The sequence below is a fragment of the Bradyrhizobium sacchari genome (assembly GCF_002068095.1).
Taxonomy (GTDB): Bacteria; Pseudomonadota; Alphaproteobacteria; order Rhizobiales; family Xanthobacteraceae; genus Bradyrhizobium; species Bradyrhizobium sacchari.
Genome location: NZ_LWIG01000010.1, coordinates 164,103 through 175,506, shown reverse-complemented (window position 1 = coordinate 175,506; position 11,404 = coordinate 164,103). Strand labels below are relative to the sequence as shown.

Below are 11,404 nucleotides of genomic sequence, written 5' to 3'. Positions count from 1 at the left end.
TTCGCCACCATCGAGGAGCTGCTGGAAAAAGGTCCGCCGATCGACGCGGTCTCGCTCTGCACGCCGCCGCAGGTGCGCCGCGCCCAGGCCGCAACCGCGCTCGCCGCCGGCAAGCATGTCATGCTGGAGAAGCCGCCGGGCACCGGCGTTGCCGAGCTCGATCCGCTGATCGCGATGGCGGCTGATGCCAGGCGCACGCTGTTTGCGACCTGGCATTCGCGTTACGCACCGGCGGTCGAACCGGCCCGCGAATGGCTGGCGAGCCGCCGGATCAGATCCGTGCACATCAATTGGAAGGAGGATGTCCGCGTCTGGCATCCCGGCCAGGCCTGGATCTGGGAACCCGGTGGCCTCGGCGTGTTCGATCCGGGCATCAACGCGCTGTCGATCTTGACCCGCATCCTGCCGCAGCCGGTGTTCGTCACTGCGGCCGAGCTCGCCTTTCCCGCCAATTGCCAGGCGCCGATCGCCGCGAACCTGAACCTCACTGACATCGGCGGCCTGCCCATCACCGCCGAATTCGACTTCCGCCAGACCGGCCCGCAGAGCTGGGATATCCTCGTGGAAACCGATCAGGGCCGGATGACATTGTCGGCCGGTGGCCGGCGGATGGCCGTGGACGGCAAGGCCATTGCGGATGCACCCGATCAGGAATATCGCGAGCTGTACCAGCGCTTCGTCAAGCTGGCGGCGTCAGGCGCAAGCGACGTCGATCTGGCGCCGCTGCGGCTCGTCGCCGACTCCTTCCTGCTCGGCAAGCGCACGATCGTCGAACCGTTTGTGGACTGAACATGGCCGGCTCAAAGACGATAGAAAAAGACGTCTTCGGAACACTGCCGGACGGCCGCAAGGTCGAGCGCATCGTGCTGCGCGGGGAGCGCGGCTTCGAAGCTCGCATCATCACCCACGGCGCGGTGATCCAGGCGCTGATCGCGCCGGACGCCAAAGGCGGTACCGACGACGTCGTGCTCGGCTACGATGACTTCGCCGGCTATCTCGCCGAACGGAAGTTCCTCGGCGCCACCGTCGGCCGCTATGCCAACCGCATCGCCAAAGGACAATTCTCGCTAGATGGAGAAGCGGTGCAGCTCGCGGTCAACAACGGTCCGAACGCGCTGCATGGTGGTCTCGACGGTTTTGATCGCAAGCTCTGGGACGTTGCCACGATCGAGGAGGGGGGCGAGCCTGCGGTGACGCTGACTTACACGAGCCCGCACGGCGAAGAGAATTATCCCGGCAAGCTCGATGTCCGCCTGACCTATCGCATCACCGGCCCGACCGAGCTGTCGCTGATGATGGAAGCGCGAACCGACCGGCCGACGATCGTCAACCTGACCAACCACAGCTTCTTCAACCTGGAAGGCGCCGCGTCCGGCACGCCGATCCTGGACCACAAACTCACGGTCGCGGCCGCGCATTTTCTCGCCATCGACCCCACGGCCATTCCGCTGCCGGAGCCGCCGCGCAGCGTTGCCGGTACGCCGTTCGACTTTCGCGATCCGCATACCGTCGGCGAGCGCATCCGCGAGAGCGACCCGCAATTGCGAAACGGCAGGGGCTACGACCACACCTATTGCCTCGGCCGCGATGGCATGCTTGCGCTGGCGGCGCGGCTGGAGGCGCCGCGCTCCGGACGCCTCATGGAGCTGCTCACCAATCAGCCCGGGCTCCAAGTCTATTCAGGCAACTATCTCGATGGCACCATCTCGGGCAAGGGCGGCAAGCTGATCCGGCAATCGGACGCCATGTGCCTGGAGCCGCACATCTGGCCCGACGCACCGAACCGGCCGGACTTTCCGACCCCGCGCCTCGATCCCGGCCAAGTCTACCAGCATCACACCGTCTATCGCTTTGGAGTGAGGGCGTCATGATGGAACAGGTGCCGACCTCGGTTCTATCCGCCGAGCAATGCCATCTCGGCGAAGGGCCGACTTATGATGTGACCACCGACACGGCTTGGTGGTTCGACATTCGCGAGGGCAAGCTGTTCGAGGCGAAGCTCGGCAGCGGCGCGATCCGCATCCACGCGCTCGGCCGGATGGCGAGCGCGCTCGGGCGCATCGATGCCGAGCGGCAGTTGATCGTGGCGGAGGACGGGCTCTACATCCGCAAGCTCGCCGATGGCGTGATGACGCTGTTCTGTCCGCTCGAAGCGGACAATCCCGCGACGCGCTCCAACGATTGCCGGGTGCATCAGTCCGGCACGTTCTGGATCGGGACCATGGGTAAGAAAGCCGAGCCGAAGGCCGGGGCGATCTACGCGCTCCATCGCGGCAAGATCTCGACGCTGTTTCCGGGCATCAGCATTCCCAACTCGATCTGCTTCTCGCCTGACGGCGCCACCGGCTATTTCACCGACACGCCGCGTGCGGTGCTCTATGCCGTGCCGCTGAATCCCGCGACCGGCCTGCCACGCGGCGAGCCGGAGGTGCTGCTGCGCCACAGCGGCATCGGCGGCCTCGACGGCTCGGTGTGCGATGCCGACGGACAGATCTGGAATGCGTGCTGGGGCGCGAGCCGTGTCGACGTCTACTCGCCGCAAGGCGAACGCCTCCGCTCGATCGGCGTGCCGGCGAAGCAGGCGAGCTGTCCCGCCTTCGTCGGCCCGGATCTGTCGCGCCTGCTCGTGACCTCCGCCTGGCAGGACATGGACGCGGCGACCCGCGCCGCCGATCCGCAAGCCGGCTGCACCTTTCTGCTCGAAGCATCCGCGCGCGGTCGCGCGGAGCCCGACGTCAAGCTCGCATAGGAGACCCCAAGCAACCGACTTCCGTTCTCGACGACACGAAAAACAGTCTGACACCCAAAGGGAGTGAAACATGCTGAAACTGAAGACCACATTCCTCGCGTTGGCCCTGGCCGGCGCTGCGACGATGGCCACGGGCCTCGCCGCCTCCGCGCAGGAGAAGGCGACCGTTGGCATTTCCATGCCGACGAAGTCGTCGGCGCGCTGGATCGACGACGGCAACAACATGGTCAAGGTGCTCAAAGAGCGTGGCTACAACACCGACCTGCAATACGCCGAGGACGACATTCCGAACCAGCTCTCGCAGGTCGAGAACATGGTGACCAAGGGCGCCAAGGCGCTGGTGATCGCCGCGATCGACGGCACCACTTTGTCCGACGTGCTCAAGCAGGCGAAAGCAAAGGGCATCACCGTGATCGCCTATGACCGCCTCATCCGCGGCACGCCGAACGTGGACTATTACGCGACCTTCGACAATTTCCAGGTCGGCGTGCTCCAGGCCGAGTCGCTCGTGCAGGGCCTCGGCCTCAAGGACGGCAAGGGCCCGTTCAACATCGAGCTGTTCGGCGGCTCACCCGACGACAACAATGCCTACTTCTTCTACAACGGCGCGATGAGCGTGCTGAAGCCCTACATCGACAGCGGCAAGCTCGTCGTGGTGTCCGGCCAGATGGGCATGGACAAGGTCGCGACCCTGCGCTGGGACGGCGCCACCGCCCAGGCCCGCATGGACAATCTGCTCAGCGCCTATTACGGCAACAAGAAGGTCAACGCCGTGCTGTCACCCTATGACGGCCTCTCGATCGGAATCATCTCCTCGCTGAAGGGCGTCGGCTACGGCAGCGCCGACCAGCCGATGCCTGTTATCTCGGGCCAGGATGCCGAGGTGCCGTCGATCAAGGCGATGCTGCGCGGCGACCAGTATTCGACCATCTTCAAGGACACCCGCGATCTCGCCAAGGTGACCGCCGACATGGTCGACGCTGCACTCGCCGGCAAGCAGGTGACCGTCAACGACACCAAGACCTACGAGAACGGCGTCAAGACCGTGCCGTCCTATCTGCTCAAGCCGGTCGTGGTCTACAAGGACAATTGGGAGAAGACCCTGGTCGACAGCGGCTACTACAAGAAATCGCAGTTCCAGTGAGCTTCTTTTTTCTCCCTCTCCCCGCTCTTGGGGCGGGGTGAGGGGTTCTCTCCAATCGGGCTGTGGTTGCTATGCACTCCGTAATTGCGAGCGCAGCGAAGCAATCCAGTCTGCTACTGCGGAGATAGTCTGGATTGCTTCGCTGCGCTCGCAATGACGACGTGGATGCAGCGATATCATTCAATCTCTCCCCGCACGCGGGGAGAGGCGAAGCAAGGGACACCAACGCCAATGACCGCCATGCTGGAGATGCGCAACGTCAGCAAGAGCTTTGCCGGTGTGCAGGCGCTGCGCGACGTCAATTTCTCGGTTCATGCCGGGCAGATTCACGCCCTCGTCGGCGAGAACGGCGCCGGCAAGTCCACGCTGATGAAGGTGCTGAGCGGCGTCTATCCGGCGGGCAGCTACGAGGGCACCATCGTCTTCGAGGGCGAGGAGCGCCGTTTCCGCGACATCAACGACTCCGAGGCCCTCGGTATCATCATCATCCATCAGGAGCTGGCGCTGATCCCGCTGATGTCGATCGCGGAAAACATCTTCCTGTCGCATCCGCCGTCGAAGTTTGGCGTCATCGATCGCGACGAAGTGTACCGGCGCACGCGCGAGCTGCTGGCGCAGGTCGGCCTGAAGGAATCTCCGGATACGCTGATCACCGATCTCGGCGTCGGCAAGCAGCAGCTGGTGGAGATCGCCAAGGCATTGTCCAAGCGGGTGCGGATGCTGATCCTGGATGAGCCGACCGCGAGCCTTAACGAGGCCGACAGCGCCGCGCTGCTCGAACGCCTGATGGCGTTCCGCGAGCAGGGCATCGGCTCGATCCTGATCTCGCACAAGCTCAACGAGGTCGCCAAGGTCGCCGACCACATCACCGTGCTGCGCGACGGCCGCACCGTCGACAGCATCGACTGCCATGCCGAGCCCATCCAGGAGGACCGCATCATCCGCAGCATGGTCAATCGCGATATGGCTCACCGCTTCCCGGAGCGCAGCGCAAAGATCGGGGAGCCTGTGATGACCGTTGAGAACTGGTCGGTCTATCACCCCATCCATCCCGAGCGGCAGGTGATCAAGAACGTCAATTTCGGCGTGAAGCGCGGTGAGGTCGTCGGCATTGCCGGGCTGATGGGGGCGGGGCGCACCGAATTCGCCATGAGCCTGTTCGGGCGCTCCTGGGGCACCAATATCAGCGGCCACCTCAGGCTCGAGGGCCGGGAGATCGCGCTTCCGAGCGTCGCCGCGGCGATCGACGCTGGCCTTGCCTATGTTACCGAGGACCGCAAGCAGCTCGGTCTGATCCTCGCCGACGACGTCCGCAAGAACATCACGCTCGCGAGCCTCGACCAGGTCGCACCAGGGAAGGTGATCGACGACATCGCCGAGCTGAAGATCGCCAGCGACTACCGCAACCGCATGCGCATCCGCTGCTCCGACGTCTACCAGGAGACCGGCCAGCTCTCCGGCGGCAACCAGCAGAAGGTGGTCCTGTCGAAATGGCTGATGACCGACCCCAAGGTCCTGATCCTGGACGAGCCGACAAGGGGCATCGACGTCGGTGCCAAATACGAGATTTACTGTATCATCAACGAGCTGGCGGAAGCCGGGCGGGGCGTCGTGGTGATCTCCTCAGAGATGCCCGAGCTGCTCGGCATCTGCGACCGCATCTGCGTCATGAACGACGGCGCCTTTGTCGGCGAGTTCAACGGCGCAGATGCAACGCAGGAAAAGATCATGCGCGCCATCATGCGCAACGAACGAAGCAACAGCGTGCCTGAGGCCGCGGAGATGGGAGGATCGCAGCCATGACCGACAAGACGGTGTCGCTGCCCGAGGAGGGCCGGCACGGCGGCTTCATCAAGAACAATTTGCGCAATTACGGCATGCTGATGTCGCTGATCGCGATCATGCTGTTCTTCCAGGTGATGACCGGCGGCACGCTGCTGCAGCCGCTGAACCTCACCAATCTGGTGCTTCAGAACAGCTACATCGTGATCATGGCGCTGGGCATGCTGCTGGTGATCGTCACCGGCCATATCGACCTTTCGGTCGGCTCGGTCGCGGGTTTCATCGGCGCCGTGGCCGCGCTTCTCATGGTGACCTACAAGGTCGACTACACGCTCGCCTTCATCGCCTGCCTCGCGCTCGGCGCCGCCATCGGTGCGGCGCAGGGTTACTGGGTGGCCTATTTCAAGATCCCGTCCTTCATCGTCACGCTGGCAGGCATGCTGGTGTTCAAGGGGCTGGCGCTCGCGGTGTTGCAGGGCCAGTCGCTCGGGCCGTTCCCGGCGACGTTCCAGAAGCTGTCGTCGGGCTTCATTCCGGAGATGCTGCCCGAGGCCGGCACGCTGCATCCGACCTCGATGCTGATCGGCGCCGTGCTCGCGCTCGGCCTCGTCTATGCCAGCGCCAAGGGGCGGTCGCGCGAGCAGTCGCACGGCATCGAGGTCGAGCCTTATGCATTCTTCCTCGGCAAGAGCATCCTGCTCGCCTGCGCCGTGCTCTATTTCACCTACCTGATCGCCTCGCATCGCGGCCTGCCAAACGTGCTGGTGATCATGACCGCGCTGATCGCGCTCTACGGCTTCGTCACCCGCCGCACCGTGATCGGACGGCAGATCTACGCGGTCGGCGGCAACGCCAAGGCGGCCAGCCTGTCGGGCATCAAGACCGAGTGGCTGACCTTCCTCACCTTCGTCAACATGGGCGTGCTGGCTGCGCTCGCCGGCCTCGTCTTCGCCGCGCGGCTGAACACCGCGACACCCAAGGCCGGTCTCGGCTTCGAGCTCGACGTCATCGCCGCCTGCTTCATCGGCGGCGCCTCGGCCTATGGCGGCGTCGGGCGCGTCGGCGGCGCCGTGGTCGGCGCCATGATCATGGGCGTCATGAACAACGGCATGTCCATCCTCGGCATCGGCATCGACTATCAGCAGGTCATCAAGGGCCTGGTGCTGCTCGGTGCGGTCTGCATCGACGTGTATAACCAGCGGCGGTAAATCCCGTAGGATGGGTTAGCCGAAGGCGTAACCCACCAACGCCCGTCACCGCGGATGCAGAAGTGGTGGATTACGCCTTTGGCTAATCCACCCTACGGCAGCGGTGACTGCGTCGTGAACAGCACCGTCGCGATCGCGACGGAGAGGCTTACTGCCGATACGGTCGCGACCGTCGAGAGAACCCCCATGCGCCGGAGCGCGATGGCGAAGGCGATGATGATGGGGGTCGCCGTCATCAGCCCGATCTGTGCATCACTCATTTTGTCACTCGCCAGTCCTGGGAACCTGAACCGCTTCGTACCGCGATCCGGCCGCCCGGACGTTGCGTCGGCGCAAACAAGGCGCCCAGCGATCCCCAGTTTGTCCTGCGACAAATTCCGAACTGGACGGGTAAGTTAAGTCTTTCCGGTGTCCTGATCCGGAAAGCAGATGTCAGCGGCCGATTGCGAACAATAGGGAACCGGCTGGGGCATCCTCGAGGATCTCCCCGGCGATCCCATGATCTGGGTGCTGATCTTCAGCGAGCTCGTCGCCTTTGGCCTGTTCCTCGGCGCCTTCTCCGTCGCCCGCGCAATCCACCCCGCAGTGTTCGCGGCCGGGCAGGCCACACTCAATTCAAACATCGCCGGGCTCAACACGCTTGTGCTGGTGACCAGCGGCTGGGCCGCGGCCCGCGCGACCAGATCCGCGCGGACCAGGGAGAGGCGAGCATCGCGCCGCTGGCTCCTGATCGCCATGGCGCTCGGCGGTCTCTTCATCGCGATCAAGCTCGCCGAATATGCCGAAGAAATCGGGCGCGGCGTCGGGCTCGAAACCAGCCCGTTCTTCACGCTCTACTTCCTGCTCACCGGCTTTCATCTCCTGCATGTCGGCCTCGGCATCGTCATTCTCGCCGTGGTCTGCCGCCGTGCCGAAACATCCGGCGTCGAGACGGGAACGGCCTTCTGGCACATGGTCGATCTGGTGTGGATCGTCATGTTCCCGATTCTCTATTTGGTGCGCTGATGGTGCTCGATCGTCTCGACATCACCTGGATCGCGCTGATCGGCCTCGCGATGGCGACCGTCCTGGTTCCTTCCGTTGTGATCCGTCCGCTGCTCGCCAACGCCCTGCTGCTCACATTCGCCGCGCTCAAGGGGCGCCGCATCGTGCTGGATTTCCTCGATCTCCGCGCCGCGCCGGCGCTCTGGCGCGACCTCGTCAGCGCCTGGGTCCTCATCGTCGTGCTGTTCGCCTGGCTGGCGTCCGCGATCGTCGCCCTGATCTGATGCGCTCATTGCGCCCTGACAAAGAACGGGCCGGGCAAAGCAGCAATAAATCGCAGCATCGCATTTCTTCAGGAAACAACCGGAAAGGATTGGCAATGGCTGAACGCCTGACCAAGTCGGCCGCTCGAAACGTGTTCTACGGCGGTTCGGCCTTTTTCTTCGCCATTTTCATCGGGCTGACGGCGCACAGCCATTATTACATGGCCACGAACTCGACCGACGCGACCACGCTGACGTCGTCGGTCGCGCGCGGCAAGCATGTCTGGGAGAAGAACTCCTGCATCAACTGCCACACGCTGCTGGGCGAGGGCGCCTATTTCGCGCCCGAGGTCGGCAACGTCTGGGATCGCTGGGGCGGCAAGGAGGACCCGGCCGCTGCGCGCGAGACGCTGAAGGCCTGGATGCAGGCGCAGCCCTCGGGCGCACCGGGCCGGCGGCAGATGCCGCAGTTCAACCTGACCGACCAGGAGCTCAACGATCTCGCCGACTTCCTGCAATGGACCTCGACGATCAAGCGCCAGGAATGGCCGCCGAACAAGGCCGGCTGAGCATCGAACCAATCCCAACGAAAGAGCACATCGATGAAATACCAAACCCAGAAAGTCGCGATGCTGTATTTCTACGGCGCGCTGACGCTGTTCCTGGCCCAAGTCCTGTTCGGCCTGCTCGCGGGAACCATCTACGTTTTGCCCAACACGCTCTCGACCCTCCTGCCGTTCAACATCGTCAGGATGATCCACACCAATGCGCTGATCGTGTGGTCGCTGATCGGCTTCATGGGCGCGACCTACTTCCTGCTGCCTGAGGAAACCGAGACCGAGCTTTTCAGCCCGCTGCTCGCAAAGATCCAGTTCTGGATGTTCTTCGGCGCCGCGGGCGTCGCCGTCGTCGGCTATCTCTTCCACTACCACGAGGGCCGCGAATTCCTCGAGCAGCCCTTCATCATCAAGGTCGGCATCGTCGTCGTCTGCCTGATGTTCCTGTTCAACGTCACCATGACGGCGCTGAAAGGCCGCAAGACCACGGTCACCAACATCCTGCTGTTCGGCCTGTGGGGCGTTGCGATCTTCTTCCTGTTCGCCTTCTACAATCCGGCCAACCTCGCGGTGGACAAGATGTACTGGTGGTACGTCGTCCATCTCTGGGTCGAGGGCGTCTGGGAGCTGATCATGGCCTCCGTGCTCGCCTATCTCATGATCAAGCTCAACGGCATCGACCGCGAGGTCGTGGAGAAGTGGCTCTACGTCATCATTGGCCTTGCGCTGTTCTCCGGCATTCTTGGCACAGGCCATCACTTCTACTGGATCGGCGCGCCCGGCTACTGGCAGTGGATCGGCTCGCTGTTCTCAACGCTCGAGGTGGCGCCGTTCTTCACCATGGTGATCTTCACGGTGCAGATGACCTGGAAGGCCGGCCGCAAGCACCCGAACCGCGCTGCGCTGTTGTGGTCGGTCGGCTGCTCGGTGATGGCGTTTCTGGGGGCCGGCGTCTGGGGCTTCCTGCACACGCTGTCCTCGGTGAACTACTACACCCACGGCACGCAGGTCACCGCCGCGCACGGCCATCTCGCCTTCTTCGGGGCCTACGTGATGCTGAACTTGTCCGTCATGGCCTATGCGATCCCGCAACTCAAGGGACGTGCGCCCTATAACCAGTGGCTCTCCATGGCGAGCTTCTGGATCATGTGCACGGCCATGATGACCATGACCTTCGCGCTGACCTTCGCCGGCGTGATCCAGGTCCATCTCCAGCGCATCCTCGGCCAGAGCTACATGGACGTGCAGGACCAGCTCGCCTTCTTCTACTGGATCCGGCTCGGCTCCGGCGTGTTCGTCGCGATCTCCGCGCTGATGTTCGTGTGGGCCGTGCTGATGCCGGGCCGCGAGAAGACGGCGGCCGTTCCCGCCGCGCTGCAGCCGGCCGAGTAAACGCAAACGACGGCCGCGGTTCGCCGCGGCCGCCCGCTTCCTGGAAAGTCCGGAGAGACATCATGAAACCCGCTCTTCACACCGTGACCTCGGCGCCCGCGCTGCCGCCCTATGTCGCCAGCGGCAACGAATGTGTGCTGTTCGAGCAGGCCTGGCGGCATCAGCTGCCGGTGCTGCTCAAGGGGCCGACCGGCTGCGGCAAGACCCGCTTCGTCGCGCATATGGCGGCGCGGCTCGGTTTGCCGCTCCACACCGTCGCCTGTCACGACGATCTCACCGCGGCCGATCTTACCGGCCGCTATCTCTTGCGAGGCGGCGACACCGTGTGGACCGACGGTCCCTTGACGCGGGCGGTGCGCGAGGGCGGCATCTGCTATCTCGACGAGGTCGTGGAAGCGCGCAAGGACGTCACGGTCGTGCTGCATCCGCTCACCGACGATCGCCGCATCCTGCCGCTGGAGCGCACCGGCGAGGAGCTCGCTGCACCGAACAGCTTCATGCTCGTCGTCTCCTACAATCCCGGTTACCAGACGCTGCTGAAGGCGCTGAAGCCATCGACGCGGCAGCGCTTCGTCGCGATCGAGTTCGGCTTCCTGCCGCCTGAGCAGGAGGTCGCCGTCGTGTCCGCCGAGAGCGGACTGTCGCCGGATCGCGTACGGCCGCTGGTGGCGCTGGCCGGCCGGCTGCGCGCCCTCAAGGGCCACGATATCGAGGAGGGCGTCTCGACCCGCCTCGTGGTCTATTGCGCGACCCTGATTGCCGCCGGCATGCCGATTGCCGATGCCGTGCTCGGCGGCATGATCGAGCCGCTGACCGACGATGCCGACGTCAAGGCCGCGCTGCTCGACGTCGCGCGTGCCGTGATCGGGTGAGGCCGGTCCCATGCTCGACTTCCTCGAACTGGAGGAGAGGGTCGGCCGTGCCTGGCACCGGATGGTCGGGGGCACTGCCAGCTATCCGGTTCATGCCGATCACGCGGTCTCGCTTGCCGAGATGAGAAGCAGGCTCGCGGTGATGTTCCGCGCGCTCGGCGGCAAGGCGGGCGTGCAGATCGCGAGCGCCGGTGCGCGCAAGTCCAGCCACCGGCTCGGCTGGCGGCAACGCATCGGCCTCGGTGACGAGCGCCTCGAACAGCCGGGCCGCGACACCACAACCGTCTTCCTGCCCGATCGCATTGCGCTTTTTCCCGGCCGCGAGCTCAATGCATGCCTCTATCGCTGGCTCGCGGCCTGGTTCGCGGTCGCGCCAACCGAAGCGATCGCCGAGACCGATCCGCTCCGGCGCGATCTGCTCGTGCTGCGCCGCGCCGCTGAAACGGCGGTCTT

Annotated in this window: 12 protein-coding genes and 1 pseudogene; 12 read left to right on the top strand and 1 reads right to left on the bottom strand. The window is 64.5% G+C overall.

Features of this window, described 5'->3' with window-relative positions:
* The 6 genes from A5906_RS14415 to mmsB form a co-directional block, all read left to right on the top strand.
* Window positions 1-789: Gfo/Idh/MocA family protein (locus A5906_RS14415; RefSeq protein WP_245326734.1), on the top strand; the 789-nt coding region annotated here is incomplete at its 5' end.
* A gap of 2 nt (window positions 790-791) precedes the next feature.
* Window positions 792-1,871: an aldose epimerase family protein gene (locus tag A5906_RS14410; RefSeq protein WP_080135849.1), complete on the top strand. Its 1,080-nt coding sequence runs from the start codon at window positions 792-794 to the stop codon at window positions 1,869-1,871.
* On the top strand, window positions 1,871-2,749 hold the full coding sequence (locus A5906_RS14405; RefSeq protein WP_080135848.1) for an SMP-30/gluconolactonase/LRE family protein: 879 nt from the start codon (window positions 1,871-1,873) through the stop codon (window positions 2,747-2,749). The genes A5906_RS14410 and A5906_RS14405 overlap by 1 nt, the downstream gene beginning before the upstream one ends.
* Before the next feature lie 70 nt (window positions 2,750-2,819).
* A complete protein-coding gene (gene chvE, locus A5906_RS14400) occupies window positions 2,820-3,893 on the top strand; it encodes a multiple monosaccharide ABC transporter substrate-binding protein (RefSeq protein WP_080135847.1) in 1,074 nt (357 codons plus the stop codon).
* A gap of 231 nt (window positions 3,894-4,124) precedes the next feature.
* On the top strand, window positions 4,125-5,696 hold the full coding sequence (mmsA, locus tag A5906_RS14395) for a multiple monosaccharide ABC transporter ATP-binding protein (protein ID WP_080135846.1): 1,572 nt from the start codon (window positions 4,125-4,127) through the stop codon (window positions 5,694-5,696).
* On the top strand, window positions 5,693-6,883 hold the full coding sequence (gene mmsB, locus A5906_RS14390) for a multiple monosaccharide ABC transporter permease (RefSeq protein ID WP_080135845.1): 1,191 nt from the start codon (window positions 5,693-5,695) through the stop codon (window positions 6,881-6,883). The genes mmsA and mmsB overlap by 4 nt, the downstream gene beginning before the upstream one ends.
* Window positions 6,884-6,975: 92 nt before the next feature.
* On the opposite strand, the gene A5906_RS43010 is transcribed toward mmsB, so the two are convergent.
* Window positions 6,976-7,143, bottom strand: coding sequence for a hypothetical protein (locus A5906_RS43010; RefSeq protein WP_167523648.1), 168 nt, complete (start codon window positions 7,141-7,143; stop codon window positions 6,976-6,978).
* Window positions 7,144-7,381: 238 nt separating this feature from the next.
* On the opposite strand from A5906_RS43010, the gene A5906_RS14385 reads away from it, so the two are divergent.
* The 6 genes and pseudogenes from A5906_RS14385 to A5906_RS44420 form a co-directional block, all read left to right on the top strand.
* Window positions 7,382-7,888 (top strand): cytochrome c oxidase subunit 3, encoded by a 507-nt coding sequence (locus A5906_RS14385; RefSeq protein WP_080135844.1) that lies wholly within the window; start codon window positions 7,382-7,384, stop codon window positions 7,886-7,888.
* Complete coding sequence (locus A5906_RS14380) at window positions 7,888-8,151, top strand: cytochrome C oxidase subunit IV family protein (RefSeq protein WP_080135843.1); 264 nt, start codon at window positions 7,888-7,890, stop codon at window positions 8,149-8,151. The genes A5906_RS14385 and A5906_RS14380 overlap by 1 nt, the downstream gene beginning before the upstream one ends.
* Before the next feature lie 95 nt (window positions 8,152-8,246).
* Window positions 8,247-8,699, top strand: a complete 453-nt coding sequence (locus A5906_RS14375; RefSeq protein ID WP_080135842.1) for a c-type cytochrome — start codon at window positions 8,247-8,249, stop codon at window positions 8,697-8,699.
* Between the two features lie 33 nt (window positions 8,700-8,732).
* Complete coding sequence (locus A5906_RS14370) at window positions 8,733-10,079, top strand: cbb3-type cytochrome c oxidase subunit I (protein WP_080135841.1); 1,347 nt, start codon at window positions 8,733-8,735, stop codon at window positions 10,077-10,079.
* Window positions 10,080-10,141: 62 nt separating this feature from the next.
* Window positions 10,142-10,951 (top strand): CbbQ/NirQ/NorQ/GpvN family protein, encoded by an 810-nt coding sequence (locus tag A5906_RS14365; RefSeq protein WP_080135840.1) that lies wholly within the window; start codon window positions 10,142-10,144, stop codon window positions 10,949-10,951.
* A gap of 10 nt (window positions 10,952-10,961) precedes the next feature.
* Window positions 10,962-11,404, top strand: a pseudogene (locus A5906_RS44420) (protein norD); the annotation flags it as partial.

Excerpts from the sequence above, each read along its gene's own strand:
- A5906_RS14410 (WP_080135849.1), top strand. The coding sequence starts at position 792 with ATGGCCGGCTCAAAGACGATAGAAAAAGACGTCTTCGGAACACTGCCG.
- A5906_RS14405 (WP_080135848.1), top strand. The coding sequence starts at position 1,871 with ATGGAACAGGTGCCGACCTCGGTTCTATCCGCCGAGCAATGCCATCTC.
- chvE (WP_080135847.1), top strand. The coding sequence starts at position 2,820 with ATGCTGAAACTGAAGACCACATTCCTCGCGTTGGCCCTGGCCGGCGCT.
- mmsA (WP_080135846.1), top strand. The coding sequence starts at position 4,125 with ATGACCGCCATGCTGGAGATGCGCAACGTCAGCAAGAGCTTTGCCGGT.
- mmsB (WP_080135845.1), top strand. The coding sequence starts at position 5,693 with ATGACCGACAAGACGGTGTCGCTGCCCGAGGAGGGCCGGCACGGCGGC.
- A5906_RS43010 (WP_167523648.1), bottom strand. The coding sequence starts at position 7,143 with ATGAGTGATGCACAGATCGGGCTGATGACGGCGACCCCCATCATCATC.
- A5906_RS14385 (WP_080135844.1), top strand. The coding sequence starts at position 7,382 with ATGATCTGGGTGCTGATCTTCAGCGAGCTCGTCGCCTTTGGCCTGTTC.
- A5906_RS14380 (WP_080135843.1), top strand. The coding sequence starts at position 7,888 with ATGGTGCTCGATCGTCTCGACATCACCTGGATCGCGCTGATCGGCCTC.
- A5906_RS14375 (WP_080135842.1), top strand. The coding sequence starts at position 8,247 with ATGGCTGAACGCCTGACCAAGTCGGCCGCTCGAAACGTGTTCTACGGC.
- A5906_RS14370 (WP_080135841.1), top strand. The coding sequence starts at position 8,733 with ATGAAATACCAAACCCAGAAAGTCGCGATGCTGTATTTCTACGGCGCG.
- A5906_RS14365 (WP_080135840.1), top strand. The coding sequence starts at position 10,142 with ATGAAACCCGCTCTTCACACCGTGACCTCGGCGCCCGCGCTGCCGCCC.